The organism is Bacteriovorax sp. BSW11_IV, from assembly GCF_000447755.1.
Lineage (GTDB): Bacteria > Bdellovibrionota > Bacteriovoracia > Bacteriovoracales > Bacteriovoracaceae > BSW11-IV.
On the sequence record NZ_AUNE01000058.1, the window covers coordinates 19,758 to 40,979 of the forward strand.

Annotated in this window: 19 protein-coding genes; 9 read left to right on the top strand and 10 right to left on the bottom strand. The window is 36.5% G+C overall.

Going from position 1 to position 21,222, the window contains the following annotated elements; translation table 11 throughout:
* The first annotated feature begins 24 nt into the window (after positions 1 to 24).
* A complete protein-coding gene (locus M899_RS18130) occupies positions 25 to 1,062 on the top strand; it encodes a YceI family protein (RefSeq protein ID WP_021272671.1) in 1,038 nt (345 codons plus the stop codon).
* Positions 1,063 to 1,090: 28 nt separating this feature from the next.
* On the opposite strand, the gene M899_RS16675 is transcribed toward M899_RS18130, so the two are convergent.
* The 5 genes from M899_RS16675 to M899_RS16695 all read right to left on the bottom strand — a co-directional run bounded on the left by M899_RS16675 (position 1,091) and on the right by M899_RS16695 (position 6,755).
* Entirely contained in the window at positions 1,091 to 3,601 is a 2,511-nt protein-coding gene (locus tag M899_RS16675) for an ABC transporter permease (RefSeq protein WP_021272709.1), read from the bottom strand.
* Positions 3,579 to 4,256, bottom strand: coding sequence for an ABC transporter ATP-binding protein (locus M899_RS16680; RefSeq protein WP_021272647.1), 678 nt, complete (start codon positions 4,254 to 4,256; stop codon positions 3,579 to 3,581). The genes M899_RS16675 and M899_RS16680 overlap by 23 nt, the downstream gene beginning before the upstream one ends.
* Positions 4,253 to 4,870: an arylesterase gene (locus tag M899_RS16685; protein ID WP_021272661.1), complete on the bottom strand. Its 618-nt coding sequence runs from the start codon at positions 4,868 to 4,870 to the stop codon at positions 4,253 to 4,255. Before M899_RS16685 ends, M899_RS16680 begins: the two co-directional genes overlap by 4 nt.
* 92 nt (positions 4,871 to 4,962) lie before the next feature.
* Positions 4,963 to 6,171, bottom strand: a complete 1,209-nt coding sequence (gene ilvA / locus M899_RS16690) for a threonine ammonia-lyase (protein WP_021272713.1) — start codon at positions 6,169 to 6,171, stop codon at positions 4,963 to 4,965.
* A 68-nt stretch (positions 6,172 to 6,239) separates the two neighbouring features.
* Entirely contained in the window at positions 6,240 to 6,755 is a 516-nt protein-coding gene (locus M899_RS16695; RefSeq protein WP_021272741.1) for an FxsA family protein, read from the bottom strand.
* Positions 6,756 to 6,929: 174 nt separating this feature from the next.
* Between M899_RS16695 and M899_RS16700 the strand changes: the two genes are divergently transcribed.
* Complete coding sequence (locus tag M899_RS16700; RefSeq protein ID WP_021272698.1) at positions 6,930 to 7,400, top strand: GAF domain-containing protein; 471 nt, start codon at positions 6,930 to 6,932, stop codon at positions 7,398 to 7,400.
* Here the strand turns inward: M899_RS16700 and M899_RS16705 are convergent.
* The gene (locus tag M899_RS16705; RefSeq protein ID WP_021272699.1) at positions 7,392 to 7,811 is read right to left on the bottom strand and encodes a pyridoxamine 5'-phosphate oxidase family protein; all 420 of its coding nucleotides are present in this window, start codon (positions 7,809 to 7,811) and stop codon (positions 7,392 to 7,394) included. The genes M899_RS16700 and M899_RS16705 overlap by 9 nt on opposite strands.
* 108 nt (positions 7,812 to 7,919) lie before the next feature.
* Between M899_RS16705 and M899_RS16710 the strand changes: the two genes are divergently transcribed.
* Complete coding sequence (locus M899_RS16710; protein WP_021272652.1) at positions 7,920 to 8,558, top strand: hypothetical protein; 639 nt, start codon at positions 7,920 to 7,922, stop codon at positions 8,556 to 8,558.
* Positions 8,559 to 8,968: 410 nt separating this feature from the next.
* Here the strand turns inward: M899_RS16710 and M899_RS16720 are convergent, their stop codons facing one another.
* The 4 genes from M899_RS16720 to M899_RS16735 form a co-directional block, all read right to left on the bottom strand.
* Positions 8,969 to 9,346 (bottom strand): response regulator, encoded by a 378-nt coding sequence (locus tag M899_RS16720; protein ID WP_081653875.1) that lies wholly within the window; start codon positions 9,344 to 9,346, stop codon positions 8,969 to 8,971.
* Between the two features lie 104 nt (positions 9,347 to 9,450).
* Entirely contained in the window at positions 9,451 to 10,821 is a 1,371-nt protein-coding gene (locus M899_RS16725; RefSeq protein ID WP_021272700.1) for an NAD(P)H-binding protein, read from the bottom strand.
* Positions 10,822 to 10,824: 3 nt separating this feature from the next.
* Complete coding sequence (locus M899_RS16730; RefSeq protein ID WP_021272706.1) at positions 10,825 to 11,820, bottom strand: DUF2817 domain-containing protein; 996 nt, start codon at positions 11,818 to 11,820, stop codon at positions 10,825 to 10,827.
* Between the two features lie 19 nt (positions 11,821 to 11,839).
* Positions 11,840 to 12,640 (bottom strand): SDR family oxidoreductase, encoded by an 801-nt coding sequence (locus tag M899_RS16735; protein WP_021272742.1) that lies wholly within the window; start codon positions 12,638 to 12,640, stop codon positions 11,840 to 11,842.
* Between the two features lie 61 nt (positions 12,641 to 12,701).
* On the opposite strand from M899_RS16735, the gene M899_RS16740 reads away from it, so the two are divergent.
* The 6 genes from M899_RS16740 to M899_RS16765 all read left to right on the top strand — a co-directional run bounded on the left by M899_RS16740 (position 12,702) and on the right by M899_RS16765 (position 21,217).
* On the top strand, positions 12,702 to 14,426 hold the full coding sequence (locus M899_RS16740; protein WP_034730144.1) for a DEAD/DEAH box helicase: 1,725 nt from the start codon (positions 12,702 to 12,704) through the stop codon (positions 14,424 to 14,426).
* A 43-nt stretch (positions 14,427 to 14,469) separates the two neighbouring features.
* Positions 14,470 to 17,535, top strand: coding sequence for an AAA family ATPase (locus M899_RS16745; protein WP_021272657.1), 3,066 nt, complete (start codon positions 14,470 to 14,472; stop codon positions 17,533 to 17,535).
* A complete protein-coding gene (locus M899_RS16750) occupies positions 17,525 to 18,352 on the top strand; it encodes a mechanosensitive ion channel family protein (protein WP_021272683.1) in 828 nt (275 codons plus the stop codon). The genes M899_RS16745 and M899_RS16750 overlap by 11 nt, the downstream gene beginning before the upstream one ends.
* A gap of 180 nt (positions 18,353 to 18,532) precedes the next feature.
* On the top strand, positions 18,533 to 19,873 hold the full coding sequence (locus tag M899_RS16755) for a sensor histidine kinase (protein ID WP_034730147.1): 1,341 nt from the start codon (positions 18,533 to 18,535) through the stop codon (positions 19,871 to 19,873).
* 209 nt (positions 19,874 to 20,082) lie between these two features.
* Complete coding sequence (locus M899_RS16760) at positions 20,083 to 20,385, top strand: RNA recognition motif domain-containing protein (protein ID WP_021272712.1); 303 nt, start codon at positions 20,083 to 20,085, stop codon at positions 20,383 to 20,385.
* Positions 20,386 to 20,509: 124 nt separating this feature from the next.
* Positions 20,510 to 21,217 carry a pirin family protein gene (locus M899_RS16765; RefSeq protein ID WP_021272697.1) on the top strand — a complete coding sequence of 236 codons (708 nt, stop codon included), beginning with the start codon at positions 20,510 to 20,512 and terminating at the stop codon, positions 21,215 to 21,217.
* Positions 21,218 to 21,222 lie beyond the last annotated feature (5 nt).

The following is a 21,222-nucleotide window of genomic DNA, read 5'->3' on the forward strand; positions in this document are numbered from 1 at the left end:
CGGTGTTTACTTAAAGGAGTTCATATGAAGTTTTTAATAGCTAATATGCTGTTTCTATTGGCATTTAATGCCTTTGCTAGTGAAAAATGGGCCATCAACCGCCACCATTCAGAAATTGTTTTTAAAGTTCCCTATATGAGTCTTTCAGAAGTCTCTGGTCGTTTCCAGATGTTTAGAGGGAGTATGGACTACGATAGAAATAGAGACGAGTTTAATAATGTCTCAATTGATATTGACGTCTCTTCAATTTTCACTGGCAATAAAATGCGTGATGAGCATTTACGAGAAAATGATTTTTTCGCTGTTGGGACTTATCCTACAATTACTTTCAAATCAAAGAGCATTGTTGAAAATAAGGGTGAGTTGAAAGTGATCGGAGATATGACAATTCATGGAGTCACAAAAGAGGTGGTCTTTACTGGAAAGAAAACGCCATTAGAAAGAGATACATGGGGTTACGAAAATATTTTTGTTGGCCTGCAAACAGATCTTCAAAGAGAAGATTTTGGACTTGTTTGGAATAAGACATTAGAGGCCAGTGGTTATCTTGTAGGAAAGACTGTCAAAGTTAATGTTACTTTTCAAATTCAACCTCTCGCTCGAATGACTCCTTTTAGCAAGCATAAGATTCCAGATACAAAAACGATACGTCTGCGTGAACAATATGCTCGTGGTGAAATCTCATTAGAGAAATATAAAGAATTATCAGGTGAGAAAACGGCCTATGAGGTGATTGTAGACACAGAAGATAAGCCTGTTAAAGAAGTTGAATTACTAAAAGAAAACGATAAACCTAAGGCCATTATTGCAGAAGCTCAGTCTCATAAAGAAAATTATCAACAGTTTAATAAAAACGGTCCACTGTACTACCTTAGTTCAATTGCTCTAGGTGTATTGGCCCTTTTTGGAACCGTTTCTTCATTTGTCTTTGTTGGAAGAAAGTTCTCTAATGTTGGTTTGAAATACACCCTTCAAGGTGTCATTGTTGTGATCTTTTCGTTGGCCTTCTATATTGTTGTGTTCGACGATTTTATGGCCTTAACAACATCTTTGTTTCAATAAAGTATGCCTCTTACGAGGCATACTCATTTTATAGATCAGAAAAAACGTCGTGTACTTTTTTTGTAACGATTCTTGATACAACCGTAGAGTTGATAAAGTAAATTACTGCCAAGATTGTAAGAGAGATAATACTTATTTCTAAAGTATTGAATGAGAATGTGCTCTTAAAGATGACTCTTGATAATGTAAAGGCCATCACTAGGCTCATTGTGACTCCCGCTAAAACTCCCAAGAATGATTGGATCAGAATTTCTTCATTGAGAATGCGAGAAATTCTTTCTCCTTTTAGACCCAGAATTTTGTATAAAGATATGTCTACGGCCCTTGTTCTTGCCTGATGGGAGATCAAAGAGAATACGACTAAAAGACCCGCGACAAAAGTCACTGCGGCCATGATAAGTAGAATTATACTCATGCTCTCTATGATGCCAGAAATCTTATCGACAACTCTCTTAACATCAATAACAGAGACGTTAGAGAGATCTTTTGCCGTTTCACTTTGAAAGGCATTAATGTCACTATCTTTGGGGTTTGAGAGGGCCATAAGATAAGTTTTTGGAGCATCTTCAAGAACACCTGGTCCAAAGTTGATAAAAAAGTTGGGAAGAAAGCTCGTCCAACGAACTTGTCTAAGTCCAACGACCTTGGCCTTAATGGGTATGTCTAGAATATCGAAGAGAAGCATATCATTTAATTTTGCTCCAATTCTTGACGCATAGTTTTGTTCTAGCGTGACCTCTGCAAATGGATCTTCTGGTGAATAAGAATGAGGAAGCCTTCCTTCAATTAATATTTCACTTGGTCCAATTGTATTTCTAAAAGTCAGATTGACTCCTCTGTTTCTCATTCGAACTTCACGCTGTTCTTCACGAGTGAGGGCCTCTTTTGTATCTGTTTTGAGGATTTCTCCATTAATTGAAATAAGTCTGGCACTTACCATTGGTGAGAGGCTTAATTCTCCCATTTCATATTTTTTTGCCAAAGAAGTTAGACTGCCAATTTGTTCTTCTTGAATGTCAAAAAGAAATAAAGATGGGCCATTCCCTTTGGTTGGCATTTCCAGCTCTTTTTCAAGTGAGCTTTTAATTGTTGGGATAAGAATCATCAAGAATGTAGAAAGAAAGATCGAACTAAAGACAAAAAGTGTCGTTACTCTGTGGCGTACAATATAAGTAAGAGCAAGCTTTCTTTCGAGTGGCCTTTTAGAGCGAGGGACACTGATTTTTTGAAGTAAGATATTTCCCAAAGGAAAGCCAATAATAGTCAGAACGCTAAATGTTCCTACAAAAATTGATCCAATGATAAATGAATTAGAAAGATAGACACTGACTACCCAGTAAAAAAGTACCATTGGCAAAAAGAGAAAATAATCGCGCCATTTCTTTTGAACTTCATCTGTAAAAGAAAAGAGAATCTTATAATCAATTCCAAGATATGGCAGTAAGAGTGCTGGAGCAAGTATTAGAGTCGAACCAATTCCAATTGCCAGTACTACAAAGATGCTTTTCATATTTAGTGAAAAGCTAACTTCTTGACCAGATACGCTAGTCAGTATCGTTGAAATAAGTGGAGAAGCTCCAAGTCCAAGAAGTGTTCCAATAACACTTCCGACTAATCCTAAAATGAGAAGTTCTCCGAAATAAATGAAGAAGATTTTACTTTTTTTGAGTCCAAGGAATTTAAATATGGCAAATTCCTTTCTTCTTTCGTGAAGAAAGCTTCTAAATAGATAGATGAGACCAAAAGAACTTAGAAAGAGCCCACATAGGCTAACGAGACCTAAAAAATCATTGAGATAAGTAAGAACTCTCGACACTTGCTGGCTTGTTGTCGCAGGAATTTCTACACGTATAGCATTGTCATCGATCTCTTTTGTTATTTCTTCTTTAACTTTATCGAGGTCTTTAACTTTGTTTCCAAGTTTAAAGTAATATGAATAAAATGCGGTTGAGCCTTTTTGAAGAAGTTTTGCTCTTTCTAATCCTTCAAGTGAAATATATCCACGTGGCGCCAGAGCACCAAATTGCATATTTTGACCTGGATCATCGGCAATAAAATCTTTTACCTTGAATTGGGCCTCACCAATTTTAAGAAGCTCTCCAACTTTCAAACCCATTTGTGGAATGAGCTCCTGATACAAATAGATCTCGTCGTCTTTCATATCTTTTAGTTCATTACCACTTAAAAGAGTGATCTTTCCGTAATAGGGAAAGCCTTCACCCATGGCCTTGATATTGATTAGTTTTGACTGTCCATTATAAAGACCCATGGAAAAGAGTGAGACGACCTTAGTGCTTGCTTCTACAGGAAGTCTTTGGCGGATGAGTTCTTCTTTGTCTGAATGAATTTTAATGCGTGAGCTTAGGGCCAAATCTGCACCTAAAATCGCTTTGGACTTTGAGGCAAGCTCTTCATTAAAACCTTGTTTTAAAAATTCAATGGCCGCAAGACCCATAAGACCAATCGCTAGGTTTAGAACAAATAAGAGTATAAACTTTGGAGAGCTCTTGAGTTCTCTATGAATTATTTTCAAGATCATGAAGAGTTCCATTTTCTAGGATTAGAATTCGATCACATTTGTGAGCTAGCTCTTGGTTGTGAGTCACTAGGATAAGCGCCATATCTGTGTTTTTAACAAGATCAAAAATAAGTCCCATCACTTCGTCACCAGTCTTTTCATCTAAGCTTCCACTAGGCTCATCGGCAAGGAGAACATTGGGTGTGTTGACAATTGATCTGGCGATAGCAACTCTTTGTTTTTCACCACCACTTAGTTCAGAAGGAAAGTGAGACGCTCTTTGATCTATTCCAACTTTTTTTAGGGCCTCGATGGCCTTTTCTTCTGCTGCTTCGACATTATTAATTTCAAGAGGAAGCATTACATTTTCTAGTGCACTTAAATGTTCAATCAGATGGAATTGTTGAAAGATAACGCCAATTTTTTTTGAGCGAAGCTCTGTGATTTTGTTTTCGCTTAAGTGAGTGATCTCTGTGCCATCGTAAAAGATTTGACCAAAGTCAGCTCTATCAATTCCACATAAAAGTGAAAGAAGTGTTGATTTTCCACTACCTGATTTTCCGAGAATAGCGATGGATTCTCCTCTTTCTACTGCGAGATCTAGGCCTCTAAGTACTTCAATGATATTTTGACCTTGTTTGTATTTTCTTTCTATTCCTACTGCTTCAATAATCATTTCTTTTCCTTTAAAACCGAAAGTAGAGTTGGCATAACATTCTTGGCCATTTGCACATGACCTTTCTCATTAGGGTGAATTCCATCTTCTTGGTTGTAGTCTTTTTCTCCGGCCACTTTTTCCAGAAGAAAGGGAACAGACTTTAGATGGTGTTTTGTGAGAAGATCGCTAAACATTTTTTTAAATGAACTCGTATATTGTTCTCCATAATTTGGAGGCATTTGCATACCGACTAAGATCACTTGGATATTATTTTCTTTGGCAATACTGATTGTTTGTTCAAGATTCTTTTTAGTGTCTTCTACTTTAAATCCGCGTAGACCATCATTGGCCCCAAGAGCAAGCACTAAGACTTGTGGTTTTGCTTTCAAATACCATTTAAGTCTTGAAGGCCCACTTGCTGAAGTTGAACCGGAGATACTGCCATTGATTATTTTGGCATCAATTTTATGAGTTTCTTTTAACTCTTTTTCTACCAGTGAAGGGTAGGAGTGTTCTTTTTGAACTCCGTAACCTGCTGTAAGAGAATCCCCGATGAAGAGGACATTGGTTTGCGCAAAAGTAATTGTATTTAGTAAAACTAAACTTACAATTAGAAGGGGTTTCATATTCATTGTTCAATCCTTGTAAGCAATTATTTTAACCCGAAACTGCACTTAGTGTCCTAAGTGCAATGTCAATTCTTTGTCATAAGTTCAATTCACGTTTAAGAGCGAGTCACCTCAAGCCCTTTATCTTTGATGGCCTTAATCACAGTTTCAATGTGTTCTTGGCCCTTCGTCTCAAGAGTGAAGTGAACGGCCGTTTGACCGAGATGCGTATTTGAGAATGTTCTGTTGTGATAGATATCAACAATATTAGCGCCAAAGCTTGCCACAATTGTTGCAATTTCCGCAATGATTCCAGGAGAGTCAGGAACTATAATTTTAAGACTACAAAGTCTTCCATCCTCAGAAAGTCCTCTTTCAAGAACTTTTGAAAGGAAATTCAAATCAATATTTCCACCTGAGATAACAATTCCAACTTTTTTATTTTTTATATTATCAATTTTTCCGGCCATAAGAGCTGCAAACCCAACACTTCCAGCACCCTCAACTAAAACCTTTTCAATTTCTAGAAGTTTCATAATAGCATGGGCCATTTCAAGCTCTGTAACGGTGACAATTTCATCAACGTATTTTTTAACAATCGAAAAAGTATTCTCTTTTACTGTTGTAACGGCAATGCCGTCAGCAATTGTTTTTTTCTTATCGATTGTAACAATCTTTCCTTCTTCAACCGATTTTTTCATGGCCGGCATTTGTTCTGCCTCAACACCAACGATGCGAATATTCGGATTTTGTTCTTTTAATGCAGTGGCCACTCCTGAAATAAGACCGCCACCACCGATCGGAACAATAACAACATCTAAATCTTTATTGGCCTCATACATTTCTAGACCAATCGTTCCTTGGCCAGCAATAATATCAAAATCATTAAAAGGGTGAATAAATGTTTGACCGGTTTGTTTTTGAATTTCTAATGCTTTTTGGTAAGCATCATCATAAAAATTTCCATGAAGTATTACTTGGGCACCAAATTTTTTTGTCCCTTGGATTTTGGAAAGTGGAGTTGTTTCAGGCATTACGATTGTCGCCTTTATTCCAAATTTCTTGGCCGCAAGAGCTACACCTTGAGCGTGATTTCCTGCCGAAGAGGCAATGACACCTTTACTTCTTTCTTCTTCAGATAGTTTGCCAATTCTATTTAAGGCACCACGAACTTTATAGGCCCCTGTAAACTGCAAGTTTTCTAATTTTAAGTAAACTTTGCAATCAACAAGCTCACTTAACATCGTTGAGTAGGTGGTAGGTGTTTTGATAATTTGCGAGTCGATACGCTCTTTGGCGTTTTCAATATCATTTAATGTGATCATAGGGGTCTCATAAGTTATTTTGTTCCCCTATGATAGTTCACACAATGTCTTTAGAGAAGAAAATGCGATTATTTTTTTTCGTGAAATTCCGCCTCAAATGTATCTGGTGCAACTTGTCTTGGACCATTCGGGCGAGCGTAGTTTGTCCCATTTTCATAGCTGTTATATGAAAAACCACCACCACGCCCCATGCCAAAAGTTGAAAATTGGACATTTCCTGATTGGATGGCCTTGGCAAAGTATTTTTGAGCAAAGGCGGCCAGAATGTGACGTGAACCTGGAACAACCATGGCAAGTCCCATAATATCAGTGACAAAGCCCGGAGTCATAAGAAGAAGACCACCTGCGAAAATCATAAGTCCATGGATGATTTGTTGGGCCGGGATTGCGCCAGTCTGAAGTTTTTGTTGGATTTCCGCTAAGATACTAAGACCTTGCGAGCGAGCTAGTCCAGCACCAACAAATCCTGTCGTTAGAACGATTATCAATGTATTTATTCCCCCAATTTCACCGCCAATAGAAAAAAGTAGATAAATCTCCAAGGCCGGCAAAAGGGTAAATAGAAAAACTAAAGGTAAAAACATAATGCCTCAATTGTTATTTGTAGAACCATAAAATGGTATTGCTTACATATATGTCAAGGTTTGAGGCCAATTTATCGAAATTCCTACAAAAAATTTACATTTAATTGATTTGTGAAAAAAAAGTGTCACATTTAAAATAGGTTCAGCACAGATGTTTATTTTGAAAAGGTCAATATGAGTAACAAAACGAAAGAACAAAACTACGAACTCCTTTTAAAAGAAGCGAAGGCGCTCTTGTTGCCAAGTGATCACTTTGTTTCTCGTTTAGCAAATGCTTGTGCTCTTATTCAAAAATACTTCAATCACCATTGGGTTGGTTTTTATCTCGTTGATGATAGTAAAAATATGCTTTACTTAGGCCCATTCCAAGGACCTATTGCCTGCACCCAGATTCCTTTTGATAAGGGAGTGTGTGGATCTGCTTGGGCAAGAAGGGAAACGTTGGTTGTTGATGATGTTCATCAATTCCCTGGGCATATCGCTTGCAGCTCTCTTTCAAATTCTGAGATTGTTGTTCCAATGATTAACGATGAGAACAAAGTGATAGGAGTTCTAGATATTGATTCAGTTAATTTTGGCTCGTTTAATAAAACCGACAAAGAATCTCTAGAGTCTTTGTGTCGTATGATTTGCCAATCAGTTTAAATCAAGCCAATTAATTTTTCCAAAACCTTGAATGAAGTGGGCCTGTGAAATTGTAATTTCACAAAAGTAGAAACCGTGGGTATTTGAAAAATTCTTAGAATTTGGAAATTGTTCGAAGTATAAATCTTGATATTTGAAATCACCTTGATGAATTTTTGCTTCTCCCATTAGGCATATTCTTTTTTCACTTTGTGGATTTTCTTTAGAACTATCGTAAAGAGTAAATGAAGTTTTAGAATTACTTACAATATTTTTATAATGTTGGGCGAGAGTAGAAATATAGATAATAATTTTGTTTTCATGGCGAACAAAGGGGACTATCGAGCCATAAGGATGACCGTCCATAAGTGTTCCTAAGACTGCACTTTTTTGAGTATCGATGAAATTAAAGGCCTCTTGTTTTAAAGTCATTTCAAATCCTTATGTAGTTTTATAAAGTATAACTATCTTCTTTGTTAATTTGAAGACATCTTATCGAAAATTGTCTATCATAACTCAAAATAATTGAAGGATTGAATGATGAAATATATAGCACTTTTTTTTACGATGGTATTTTGTTTTACATCTGCTTCATTGGCCAATAACTGGCAACATGTGGCCACCTATGAAGGTGTAGAGCTTTATAGTATGGAACACAATGAGCAGGGGCTTCTACCATTTAAGGCCGTAAGAGAATCAGAATTTCCGATTGAAAGCTTTGTGAAGTTGTTGATTGATTATGAACATAAATCAAAATGGGCACCTAAGTTAAAAAATGTAAAACTTCATAAAGAGCTTGGGGCCAATAAATATATCTTTAGTGAATATTACACAACTCCATGGCCGTTTTATGATCGCGAATTTTTACTACAAGGTGAAATTAAAAAAGTTGGTAGCAAAGTTATTTTTGAAGGAATTGAAATTCCTGATGATTCATTTAAAGATAATGATCATGTGAAGGCCAATGTACGTGTGCTAACTGTAACACTAACTCCTAATAAGTCTGGGACTCATATTGAATTTGAATTTATTGGCGACATGGGTGGGGCCATCCCTCATTTTGTATCGAATATTATTCAAAAAAAATGGCCAGTGCGTTTTATTCAAGCAATGGAAAAAACAATTAAAGAAGGCGACGTGAGAAATACTAAGGCCTATAACTCATTTGTCGCTAATTAATGAAATCTGCGAGTGTTCTATTTGTTATATTATTACATTTAATAATAGGGCCACTCGCTCAAATTTTTGTTCTTGTCTTTGTTCTTTACCTCTTTTTTGAAGTCTTATTTTCGAAGCGAAAAAGAAAAAATAGTGCGCTATCAATTCCAATGGTTATTCTTTTAGGTGTGAGCTTTAGATTTTACTTTATTTGGTATGGAGACTATCGCTTAAAAGAAGAAGGGGACAAGGTAAGAAAATATTTCATTAAAAATTTGCATTATCCCACAAAAATTGATGCTAGGCTTTTTACCTGCTTATTTTGCGAGGGGGTTAAGTATGAAACAAAATTGGACAATCAAAAGTATCCTATACTCTATTACAATCTTTCTTATCCATTTGAGCGAAGACGGTTTGTCTTTGATCCAAATTCAAGCGACAAGATCAAAGATTTTTGAAATTAGAGTGTGAAGTTGATATGGCTTCACCAGTGCAAAGCTAATTTCTTTTCCAATCAATTTAACCAACTCCTCCGTGAAAAAGGCACTTACCATAATTACTGGAGTCGCCACATTAACATGTTTGTAGCTTGAGCGAATGGCATAGATAAAGTCTTTGCCCGTCCCAGTCTTCAAATGCATGTCTGTCACAATACAATCGAATTTTTGCATGGAGGCCTTAAATAGTGCTTCACTCAGAGTCGCACAGTGAGTGACATGAATATTGTTCTCACTGAGCTCATCAATCAAACACTCGGCAAGCATGGGATCGTCTTCAATGTATAAAATGTTTTTCCCCAATTTATTCATATAGTAATTGTAAATTATTCTTGAAAATCTGAGTCAAGCAAACACACTTACAGGAGGTTAGCCTCTGAAAAAAGTTAAAAAGCTGCCATGATTAAAAGGCGATCTTATTTATTATTAAGTTTTTCTTTTAGATGTTTTGAAAAAGCATTCATAACCCATTTGTGGGCCAAGGCCTGGGAAAAACGATAGACGTACCAAGGAAGAGCGGGGATGAATTCGTGTATGGCCGCCAGTGTATATTTCTTATGATCCACTTGTCTAAATTCTAACCAACCAGTATTTGTCGTGCGACTTAAAACTCCACCTACTATGTGAAATTTTCTGCGATCTTCTTCAATATCACTTGGAATATATTGTAAAATGAGAAGTGGACTCTCTATCATCGGAAGGTTGAATGAAATAATATTTTCATCCTGTTTATTTTCTTTTACATGCACAATCGTTTTCATGTAATGAGGCAGCCAATTTAAGTATTCGTCAGCAATTTCACCACAATTGGCATTTATTTCATTTCCTAATCTTTGAACAGAGCGTACAGAATTTTCTTGCTGAACAGCTCTTTGCTTTCTAGGGATTTTTTCTTCAGAAAGATTGAATTTTCCAAGCATAGAGTAGAACGTTTTGTGTTCAATTAATTTTGATACTCTTGGATCACTGTTACTCACTGGTAAATCGCAGAGTAGACTATCTAATAAAGGAGAAACAAGTTCATAAGAGGATTGACCAAAGATTGTGACCCATAGTTTTGAAAATTCAATTGAAGTAACTGGTACAGAAAGTAATAGGGGTGACTTATTAAGTTTACTGGCCATCTGAATGATCAAATCTCTGTAGTTTAAATCCTCACCCGTAACCACATTCAAGGTTGAGTTTTTAAAATCTTCATTATCAATCATATTAGATATAACTCTAATGAGGTCACTTATGTAAATGACTTGGGTTCTATTCTGAGTCCACTGTGGTAGTACCATTATTGGTAGATTCAACACAAGATGACGTAAAATTTCAAATGAAGAACCACCATTACCCACAACCATTCCTGCCCTTAGGACAGTGACAGGTACACCACTACTTCTGAGAACTCCTTCTACTTCGTTTCTACTTTTTAAGTGCTCACTAATATGGCCTTCGGGAACAATCCCTCCAAGGTAAATGATTTGCTTAATGTTATTTTCTTTTGCAGCTCTTGCAAAATTATCTGCAAGCAAAAGGTCTGTGTCTTCGAAATCACCTTGAAAAAGACGAGTAGATGGCATCATAGAATGAACGAGATAGATAGCAACATCAGCATCTTTAAGTGAATTTGATGTGCTTGTTAATGAGAATAAATCAGTTTTACGCCATTCAATATTATCTTCGTTCTTTCTATCGGAGCGTGAAAGGGCAATGATGTCAAAATCAGTTTTAATTTTTTCAATGAGATTTTTTCCAACAAAGCCTGTGGCGCCGGCAATGGCAATTTTCAATTTTTCCATGGCCTATTTTACAGCAGCACTTGTAGTATTTGGAACCTGTATAGGCTTTGTCGGGCCGAATTTTTTTATACTTTGAGGTGTTCTTTCGATTTTCTTAAGAGAGTAGAGCAAAGATCTTACAATGTGGGTCATCATCTTCATTTGCCTTTGGGGAGGCATTTGCTTTTCACCTTTATTTGTTTTCAACATACCTGGATATTCAAGAGTATAAGAATAGGGAATACCTAGATTGTTATAATATGTTTTTAGTGTGCCTAAGGATTGGGAAAGAGTCTCACCTGGGGAAAAAAGTGTATAGGAGCCATTTTGCCCAGGAAATTCATTGAGTCTTTCTCCTTCTTCGGTTTTGGGAAAAAGGAGGTCCTTTTTTTGCAATGACTTTAGCGCCTCTCTGGCAAGCCCTCTGTCTTCATCGGCCTTAATGGCAAAGAACTCACTCTTGGTATTTGCCCCATGTAAGTCAATGGCCATATCAAAGTCACTATCTTTTGCTAAAAGCTCTCTTAGAGCACTTGAAGCTTCAACCCAATGCCCATCTTTAAATGATCGATTTAAGTCGATATCGGCCCTTGTTCTTCTTGTACTATCGATAAGTCCCGTTGGATTTATCATAGGTATGAAAGTAAATTCAAAATCTTTAAACTCATCTCTATTTTTTAGAAGTGTTTCAAGAAAATTCATGGCCGTTATGACACCCATAGGTTCATTGCCATGGACGCCACTAGATATCATAATACGATATTTTTTTCTTTGATCTTTGTAATGAAAAACATTGAGGGCCAAAAGATCTTCACCTTCAGAAGTCCCAAACTTGTGAATCTTTATGTGTTCAGGAAATTGCTTTTGAATTTCATAGAGTCGTTTATAAGTTGCAGATACATCCAAAACAGGAGCAACATTTCGTTCTTTATTTTGAAATGTTGATAAAAGATCCAAGCAATTTTTGGCAAATGTATTATGAACAAAGGTAAGAATTGTAAAAATGATTAGTGCTCTCATTGAGCACTAATCGACATTTTTAATGGCGTCCTTTAAACTTTTCCATTGATGAGTTAACCCCAAAAAAAGAGAGAAGAGCATCAAAAACTCGCGGCGGCAATATCTTGATTAAAAAGATCGAGTAAACGAAAATGGGAAGGACTACTCTGTCGTCTTTATGGATAATCGCTCTGTAAATTTTCTCCACAACGTAGTCAGGTTTTAGAATGGGCAGAAGAAATGGAAACCTCGTTTTTACACCATCAAACATCCCAGTGTTGATATAAAATGGACAGATGGCCGTTGTTCTCACCCTTGATTTCATTTCTTTCAATTCTAGTCTTAGGCTTTCATCCATACTTAAAATGGCCGCCTTACTAGCAGCATAGTCTGATAGTTTCGGCACTCCAACAAGAGAGCTGGCCGAGCAAAGATTAATAATATGACCTTCATTTCTTTTGATCATAGATTTAGCTGCTGATTGTGCGAGAAAGAAGGGTGCGAAGACGTTTACTTGGAAAGTTTTTTCAACATCGCTTTTTTCCAAATCAATGAAATTCTTGCCTGAAACAACTCCAGCATTATTAACTAAAATATCAACAGGTCTCTCTCCGTTTTCTATATAGTTTTGAACTTTCACCATTTCAAACTTATCGCATAGATCGGCAGCAATAGTTGTAAAAGAGTCCGAAAACGCGATGTTTTCGTCCGCGAAGTTGTCAAGGCCAGTTTTATTCAAATCAATTAGTGTTACATAGAGACCGTGGGTTAAACATTTTTTTGCGAGAAGTTTTCCTATTCCACTGGCCGCGCCTGTGATGACGATATGCTTTTTACTCATATTTTCCTCTGTCAAAAGATTATCTCTTGCTATTTGGATATGGTACTGGCACTTTTTCAATATGTACAAATTAAGACCTTATCAAAATGAAGCTGTGGCCAGTGTCGTCAAACACTTTAGGCGCCATAAAACACCTGCGGTTGTCGTTTTACCAACTGGAGCGGGGAAAAGTTTGGTCATTGCTGAGTTGGCACGTATAGCCAAAGGTCGTGTTCTTGTACTTACTCACGTCAAAGAGCTCGTTGAACAAAATTATCTAAAATACAAAAGTTACGATCTCGTTGCGGGCATTTATTCCGCAGGACTTGGGCGAAAAGAAAAGAGCGAAAAAGTTATCTTTTCTTCAATTCAATCCGTTGCCAGAGCATCGGAAGATTTCTTTGAGAATTTCTCTCTTGTGATTGTCGATGAGTGTCACCGCATTTCTCTAGATGAAAAAACTCAATATCAACAAGTCTTTGATATTCTCAAAAAGAAAAACGACAAAGTTTTCTTCTTGGGACTTACCGCCACTCCCTATCGTCTTGGAATGGGGTGGATTTATAACTATCACTATAAAGGCTCTCTCAAAAGCGAAGGTGATTGCTTTTTTCGCGACTGTATCTATGAACTCCCATTAAGTTATATGATCGATAATGGCTATCTCACTCGACCTGTTAAGATCGATTCACCTGTAGCTTGTTATGATTTTAGTAAATTAGAACTTGATAAAAAGACTGGGCTCTATTCTATTTCAGATATTGAAGAAATTCTAAAGGATAATGAACGGGTTACTCCTGGGATTATTGGCCATATCATCGAAACGGCCCAAGAAAGACAAGGAGTGATGATTTTTACCTCCACAGTTCGCCATGCTCGAGAAATTTTGGGCCTACTGCCTCTTGGTCAAAGTGAAATTGTTACAGGTGATACTCCGATAAAAGAAAGAGATGAAATCATCAATAACTTCAAAGATAAGAAAATTAAATATCTTGTGAATGTCTCCGTTTTAACAACGGGCTTCGATGCCCCCCATGTTGATCTTATTGCGGTTTTAAGACCCACCGAATCTGTTGGTCTCTATCAACAAATCGTGGGCAGGGGGCTGCGTCTTGCTGCCAATAAAGAAGACTGCCTGATTCTTGATTATACTGGGCAAGGGCATAATTTATTCTCGCCAGAAGTAGGCGATATCCCGCCAGATAAAGAAAGTGTACCTGTTGAAGTTCCATGTCCAGAATGTGGGCATAATAATTTATTCTGGGGAAAAGTGGATGATGAAGGTGAAGTGGTTGAGCACTTTGGAAGAAAGTGTAGAGGTGCTCACGAAGATCCAGTCACCCTTCACATTGAAGCTTGTGGTTTCCGTTTTCGTTTTAAAATTTGTGAAGATTGTGGCGCTGAAAATGATATTGCCGCAAGAGTCTGCAATGGATGTGATGCGACTTTAGTTGATCCAGATAAAAAACTACAAGAAGCGATGAAATTAACGAATGCTCATGTGCTACGAGTTGATTTTATGGATTTCATGAAAACAACGGATCGCAAAGGCAGAGAAAGATTAGAAATTCGCTATTATGATTACGATGGCCAATTCTTGGCAGAATTCTATTTTTTAAATGGAAAGTCTTCTCAGTTAGCGTTTTATCATAATTTTGTACGACCTCATTTGAAATATCCGGGAAGAGTTTATGATTCTTTGGACATAGACAGAGCGATTTTATTAAAAGATCACTTTCGAACTCCTAAATTTGTCATAGCTAGAAAAGTTGAAAGATATTGGAAAATTAGGGAAAAAGTTTTTTAAAAATACCGATGACTTTATTTTTTTTCTTCTCTAAGATTAAGAGATGAAAAGAATATTTATTGTCTTATTGTACCTCATTCCTTTTATCTCATTTGCAAATTCAACTTGCCCAGTTAAGAGTAAGTTGATTGATCAGTACGAAACGAAAAAGGACTTTTATTCAAAATCCATCGAAGGAATCGATCAGATTCTGAGTGGGAATTTCACAACTCAGATGCCTTTAACCACGATTTTTGGTCCTGAAATCGCGGGCGAGGATGTTCAAACTCTAATAACGACATATAAAAAACAAGTAGAAGACATTTCACACGTCCCTGATGAATTAGAATATCTTGCCAATTGCCTAAGAGAAGTTAAAGAAGATACCAAGTATATTGAGTTGATCAATTCTTGGCGCAGACTTTATTTAAAGAAAATTGAGCTTCTTGAAAAAAACAGCAATTTAGATAGCCTCTTGAAGAAGACCATGGCCAATGCTCAGGCGCTACCTGAATTTGCAGATAAAATAAGCCGTGAAAAAGAACAAGATGAAAAACTAAAGCAAGAGATCACTGAAAAGATTAGTGATACCCAGGCCCAAATGGTGGCCACAGAAGATCAAAATTTAAAAGACATAAAAGCGGCCATTGTTGAATTGGAAAAAGTGAAGGTTCAAATACTAAATATCAACTTGGCCCAAGCAAAAATCCTTGAAGATGAATTGCGCTTTTATAAAGACAAGTCTCTTGTGGTTGGCCGCGTTTCCGGAGAAATCGACAAGATTAAAGGGGTGGCCTTAGAAGATACTTTCTTTGAAGTTACGACGATTTGGGAAGATGTTGTAAAAAAAGGATTTCATCTTTTTTCAAAACAGTTAAAGTCCCTAAACTTTCCAGAAATGCCATCGAGATCAAATTTTGCTGAAAGTAGTGATGAGGCAAAAAAAGAAATTGAAAATATAAACCGTGTTGTTCTTGAAATAGAAAATCTTAAAGAAAAGACTCTCGCATCTATTTCATTGAAGAGTGATCAAGAACTCCAAATGCACTACAATTTGTTGTTTCAGGTTAGTTCCACAAGACAGGCCCTTTATGAAAGGTTAGGAAAGAGTTTTATTTTTGAGAAAGTCTTTACCATGAGATTTTGGCAAGATTTAAAATATGAGCTGTTGTCAGTGCCCTACAAGATTGTATCTTTTCTGTATTCGCGAGTCATTTATGTCAAAGATGCACTTTCTCTAGGTAAAAAAGGAGTGCGTCGCCTTATTTTTGATGGGCTTGGATTTGTTGTATTTTTACTTGGTCTTTACGTCATTTCTCTGGGTGTTAATTATTCAGAACATAAAATTGATAAAGTAAAGAGTGCGCTTCTAATCTCTGAAAAATTTCGTTCTACAGGAAGACTGTTTTCTATTTGGTGGCAAAGGTTACGCCCGGCCTATCGCTTACTCTTATGGCTCTATATTACTTATCTTATAGAGAATCATTATTACTTCACTCATATTGAAGATTTGCGCTTTATTATCCCATTTGTACAAGTCTTTATTGTCTATTCAATCTTTAAAATTGCCATTGTTGGTTTTTTAAGTTCAATTGCTATTCTCGAAATTCGCAATATCCACGCCTTTAGAATTAAGGCCTATCACTCTGCCAATTCACTCGGAAAGATTTTCCTTTACTACTTTATTTCATTAATTCTACTGGAAGAAAGTTTGGGGAAAGTTTACGTTTATTCAATTATTTCTCTAATGGCCTTTGGTCTTACTCTTTATAGAGTCAGTATTCTTGCGACAGATTGGCACGACACTATTTTAAGATTTCTTGAAAAGAAAGTTTCGACAAAGGTTTACACTCTAATTGAGATGATTGAAAAAAAATGCCCTCCCTGGATGGCCTCTTTTGTTCTCTTAATTATCAGTGTTATTGTCATGCTCTTTAATGTCTTTATTTCATTAACAGAAAATCTCGAAGTTTCTAAGAAATTATCGGCCAAGTTATTTAGAAGACAACTTGAGAACATTGAAGTCGCAACAGTTGAAGTCGGTCGTGATAAATTACCCCAAGATTACTTAGATATTTTCACGATACGCTCTCTAGAAGAGTCAGATCTACTCATTGCTCCGGACCCTCAATTATCCCAAGGTATTTGTGATGAGATCAATGAATGGCTGGGCGAGCGCGCTGAAGAGCATTCACTGGTTCTCTATGGTGACAAGGGTGTTGGGAAGACGACGCTCATGAAATATGTCATGAGTACTTATGAGGACAACAATGATGTGAATGTTATCTATCATAAGGTTCCTGCCAAATTAGCGACGAGAGATGGACTGCGAAATTATATTAAAGAACTTCTTGGTTTCAAAGAAGAAGAGCGATTTGATATTTTAAGTATCGATAATAGATTAGAGAAAAAAACGGTGGTCTTTTTAGATGAAGTTCAAAATGTTTTTTTATCTCGCTCTGGAGGATTTGAGGCCTATAACGAGCTAATAAATCTTGTGAATCTTGGGACAAAAAATATATTTTGGTGCTTTTCTTTCAATCGTTATAGTTGGATTTACTTAGATAGGGCCTTTGGAAGAAATCAGTTTTTCAGAAATGTTTTTGCCTTATCAGGTTGGTCTGATGAGAGAATTAAAGAGCTTATTATGAAACGTCATAATAAGACCGATTATAAATTGTCTTTTGATTTTCTCATTAGCGCCACAAATGGAAGTGAAGAAATTGATAGTTATGCTTCCATTGAATCCCGTTTTTTTAAACTTCTATGGGAGCTCTCTAACGGAAACCCTCGATGCGCAATCTCTCTATGGGTTTCAGCCCTGAGAAAAAGAGGAGAGAAGTCATTTGTCGTAAATGTTCCCAAACTCTACGATGGTGATGAATTAATGGGTCTTTCTGATGATACGCTCTTTGTTTTGGCAGAGGTCTTAAAGCATGAAAACCTCTCAGCGAAGGAAATTACATTAACAACATATTTACCAATAGGTCTTGTACGCAATGCTATTAAAGTCGCCTCTGAAGGGGGGCTACTCTATAAAGACACAAGAGGGCGTTTTATGCTCGATATCTTGAGTCAGTACAGTATTATTAAATTTTTAAAGTCAAAGAATTTCATCTATGGAAACTAATTCAGAAAAAAGCGTTCTCTATGTTTTAGACATTTTGAAGATTGATAAAATCATCATGTTTGCATTGGCCATTTTTGCCATTGTGCTCTTTGTGAGACTACTCAACCACTGGTCTATATATGTGCAGAAGAAGTTTTCATCTAAGAGATTAATGATCTTACAAGTTACAACTATCATCTCATTCATTGCATATCTTTTTGGCTCAGTTGGTTTTTTCTATATAATATTTGAGCCCACAAAAGAAATTATGGTGGCAGTTGGTGGTACTGCGGCCGTAGCTTTCGGTTTTGCTCTAAAGGATCTCGTTGGTTCTGTTATTGCTGGTTTCATTTTATTATTTGATCGTCCATTTCAAGTGGGAGATCGTGTTGAATTTGATAGCTATTACGGTGAAATTAAGAGTATTGGCCTACGAACAGTTCGTTTACAGACCTTAGATGATAATCAGATTACAATTCCAAATTTAAAATTTTTATCTGACTGTGTATCAAGTGGAAATACTGGTGCCCTAGATATGATGATTGTTAGCACTTTTTATGTTTCCATTTTTGAAGACTTATCAAAGGTCAAAGACATCCTCTATGAAGTCGTTATCACAAGTCGATTCGCTTATCTCGAAAAGAATGTTTCTATTGCGTTTGAAGAGATCGCCATTTCAAATACTTTTGCCATCAAAGTTGGGGTAAAGGCCTATGTTTTAGATGTAAAATATGAAAAGGCCTTCCAAAGTGATGTGGTTTCCCGTGGTAATTTGGAGCTCAATAATCATGGCATAAAAAGGCCAATATTGCCTCAAGTTCAAGGCGAGAGCGTATAAATTAGATTTCCTAATAATTGCTCTGCTAGAAACCAATTGATTAGGATACTACTATCTAGATTTCTTGATGAAGATGTAAAAAAGTATATGAGGTTTTACTCTTTTTGTTTTTAAGCATAAATTGGCTTATTATTTTAAGTTATCAAATGGCCATTTTTATAAATGAGATAAGAAGGGAAGATGAATATTAACCTCAATTTAGTAGGTGAATTCAAAGATAAGGTTAGTGAATCTTATTTCCAGAATGAACTCTGGAAGAAGAATAAGCACTATACTTTTCTTTCTTACTTCCTATGCTGCCTCTTCTTTCTTTTCGCAGGGATTCTAGGCGATTATCAGCGCCCCTTTTACTTTGGTAGTGCCAACGATCTTTCTGTCATCAGAATTGTATTACTTGTTTTTTCGATAGTGTTCTTCATTGTTGAACGCAATAGTGTCACTCGCCCAAAGTTTCTTGAGTGGTGGTTAGGCACAATGAAGATAACTTCAACTCTTGTTATTCTTATTTTAACGATTTGGACTAAGGGGACAAGCTTAACTCTTCTTCCAGGAATTATGATGATGGTCGGTTCATTTTTTATGATTCTACCCGGTCGTATTCATTCAACAGTTTTTTGCGCCATCATTTTATTTTTAACATTTACCTTTTTCCAAGAACCAACGGCAACTTTTGGATTTCAACTGCATCGCTATATGATTTTCATGCTTTTTGCGATTGAAGTTCTATTATTGTTTTTCAAAATTAAATCAGACTCTTTATTGCGTCGTGAATTTATGACAAATCTCAATTTAGAAGAAGTCAATTTGGCCAAGGATAAAATTCTTGCGACTCTTGCTCACGATATTCGCAATCCTCTTTCAATCATTCAAATGCGCTCTGAGAGGTCATTAAAACGTGCAAATAATATTAATGATGAAATGATCATTAAGGACCAAAACTCAATTATGGTTTCTATTCGCAATATCGATTCGCTCATTAAAGAGCTTCTTGATTGGGCCTTAACTGAATTAACACATGGTAGTTTGGTATTAAAAAGTGCCTCAGTGAAATCGACCATCAAACATGCCATCGACTTTTTAGATGAAAGCATTATGGATAAAGGAATCGTTTTAAAGTTTGATGCTGAAGATTGTGTTTTCGAACATGATCCAAAAATGCTTGCGACTTGTGTGCGCAATATTGTTTCAAATGCGATTAAATTTTCTCCCTCAAAAAGTTGTATAAGTGTGCGTGGTATGGCCAAAGATTCGGCCCGCTATATAATTGAGATTCAAGATGAAGGTAACGGCATCTCTCATGAAGTTATGGAAAAGATTCTTTCTGGTTCATTAACTATTTCTCAAAAAGGTGAACGTGGTGAAAAAGGGGTGGGTTTAGGCCTAAAGTTGGTCCTAAATGTCATCAAAAGGCATCGTGGGAAGATGGAAATTGAGTCTGAAAGGGGGAAGGGGACGACCTTTCGACTTGTCCTGCCTTTAGAGAACCTTCGTAAAAACATAGGGTTATCGGAAATAGTATAAAAAAATATTTTTTTTACGATGAAATATCCTCTACCCGCATCAAATAGATTATGATACTTAAGTATTGTTTCTTTTTCTGTGAGGCGAAAAGGTCATACCGACCTGAAAATTTAAGTAACTAATCTAATAAAAATTCCATTACATTTTTTATATAAACTTTTTCCCTATTGGGAAAAGATAAATAACGAGTTTGTTTTTAAGGAGCAACAATGAGCGCAAAAATTTATGTAGGTAACCTTTCTTATTCAGTTGACGATGCACAACTTACTGAGTTGTTCTCTCAATTCGGGACTGTAAAGTCTGCAAAGGTTATCAAAGATCGTGAAACTGGTCGCGCCAAAGGTTTCGCGTTTGTAGAAATGTCTTCTGCTGATGAAGCACAAGAAGCTATTTCTGAACTAGATGGTAAAGAGTCTTTCGGTCGCAATCTTAAAGTTAATGAAGCTAAAGATGACGATCGTCCAAAAAGATCTTTCAACGGTCCAAAAAGAAATTTTTCTGAAAGAAGATAATATCTAAGAGGGTCGGCCAGTCCGGCCCTTTTTTTAATGATAGCTTAAATCTATCATTTCGTTTCAAAAGTAATAATATCTATAAATCGAATCTTAGTTCACAATAAGTCCAGTGGAGGATTTTATGAAGACAACAAGATTTGATTCAAACTCAAGAGGTCACGCCAATCACGGTTGGTTAGAGGCCAGACATACCTTTAGCTTCGCAAACTATTACAACCCTAAGAGAATGGGCTTTGGTGCCCTGAGAGTTCTCAATGACGATATTATAGCTCCTAAAATGGGTTTTGGGCTTCACCCCCACAGCAATATGGAGATCATTTCAATTCCTTTGGCCGGCTCTCTTGCACACGCCGATAGTATGGGTCACGAGAAAGTTATCCGTAAAGGTGAGGTTCAAGTTATGTCTGCGGGAACAGGAATAGTTCACAGTGAGTACAACCACTCACATCAAGAAAATGTCAATTTATTGCAAATTTGGGTTCTGCCTAGAGACATAAATGTTGAGCCCCGTTATGATCAAAGGGAGTTTTCTTTAGAGCAAAGAAAGAACAAATGGCAACTTGTTGTTTCGCCAGATGGCCGTGACAACAGTTTGATGGTTCACCAAGATACTTTCTTTTCTTTAACAGAATTAGATGCTCAAACTGAAATCAATTACAGTTCACCCGTTTCTGGGCTTGGAACTTATGTTTTTGTAATTAGTGGTAATATTGAACTTCTTGGGGAAGAACTCGACAATAGAGATGCTTTATCGATTGAAGGGACCCAAGAACTAAAAATAAAAGCAAATGAAAAAAGTGAAATTCTAATTATAAATGTACCTATTTAAGGAGA

What these genes read in the sequence shown, in the direction of transcription:
- M899_RS18130 (WP_021272671.1), top strand. Translation starts at nt 25, where the DNA reads ATGAAGTTTTTAATAGCTAATATGCTGTTTCTATTGGCATTTAATGCC.
- M899_RS16675 (WP_021272709.1), bottom strand. Translation starts at nt 3,601, where the DNA reads ATGATCTTGAAAATAATTCATAGAGAACTCAAGAGCTCTCCAAAGTTT.
- M899_RS16680 (WP_021272647.1), bottom strand. Translation starts at nt 4,256, where the DNA reads ATGATTATTGAAGCAGTAGGAATAGAAAGAAAATACAAACAAGGTCAA.
- M899_RS16685 (WP_021272661.1), bottom strand. Translation starts at nt 4,870, where the DNA reads ATGAATATGAAACCCCTTCTAATTGTAAGTTTAGTTTTACTAAATACA.
- ilvA (WP_021272713.1), bottom strand. Translation starts at nt 6,171, where the DNA reads ATGATCACATTAAATGATATTGAAAACGCCAAAGAGCGTATCGACTCG.
- M899_RS16695 (WP_021272741.1), bottom strand. Translation starts at nt 6,755, where the DNA reads ATGTTTTTACCTTTAGTTTTTCTATTTACCCTTTTGCCGGCCTTGGAG.
- M899_RS16700 (WP_021272698.1), top strand. Translation starts at nt 6,930, where the DNA reads ATGAGTAACAAAACGAAAGAACAAAACTACGAACTCCTTTTAAAAGAA.
- M899_RS16705 (WP_021272699.1), bottom strand. Translation starts at nt 7,811, where the DNA reads ATGACTTTAAAACAAGAGGCCTTTAATTTCATCGATACTCAAAAAAGT.
- M899_RS16710 (WP_021272652.1), top strand. Translation starts at nt 7,920, where the DNA reads ATGAAATATATAGCACTTTTTTTTACGATGGTATTTTGTTTTACATCT.
- M899_RS16720 (WP_081653875.1), bottom strand. Translation starts at nt 9,346, where the DNA reads ATGAATAAATTGGGGAAAAACATTTTATACATTGAAGACGATCCCATG.
- M899_RS16725 (WP_021272700.1), bottom strand. Translation starts at nt 10,821, where the DNA reads ATGGAAAAATTGAAAATTGCCATTGCCGGCGCCACAGGCTTTGTTGGA.
- M899_RS16730 (WP_021272706.1), bottom strand. Translation starts at nt 11,820, where the DNA reads ATGAGAGCACTAATCATTTTTACAATTCTTACCTTTGTTCATAATACA.
- M899_RS16735 (WP_021272742.1), bottom strand. Translation starts at nt 12,640, where the DNA reads ATGAGTAAAAAGCATATCGTCATCACAGGCGCGGCCAGTGGAATAGGA.
- M899_RS16740 (WP_034730144.1), top strand. Translation starts at nt 12,702, where the DNA reads ATGTACAAATTAAGACCTTATCAAAATGAAGCTGTGGCCAGTGTCGTC.
- M899_RS16745 (WP_021272657.1), top strand. Translation starts at nt 14,470, where the DNA reads ATGAAAAGAATATTTATTGTCTTATTGTACCTCATTCCTTTTATCTCA.
- M899_RS16750 (WP_021272683.1), top strand. Translation starts at nt 17,525, where the DNA reads ATGGAAACTAATTCAGAAAAAAGCGTTCTCTATGTTTTAGACATTTTG.
- M899_RS16755 (WP_034730147.1), top strand. Translation starts at nt 18,533, where the DNA reads ATGAATATTAACCTCAATTTAGTAGGTGAATTCAAAGATAAGGTTAGT.
- M899_RS16760 (WP_021272712.1), top strand. Translation starts at nt 20,083, where the DNA reads ATGAGCGCAAAAATTTATGTAGGTAACCTTTCTTATTCAGTTGACGAT.
- M899_RS16765 (WP_021272697.1), top strand. Translation starts at nt 20,510, where the DNA reads ATGAAGACAACAAGATTTGATTCAAACTCAAGAGGTCACGCCAATCAC.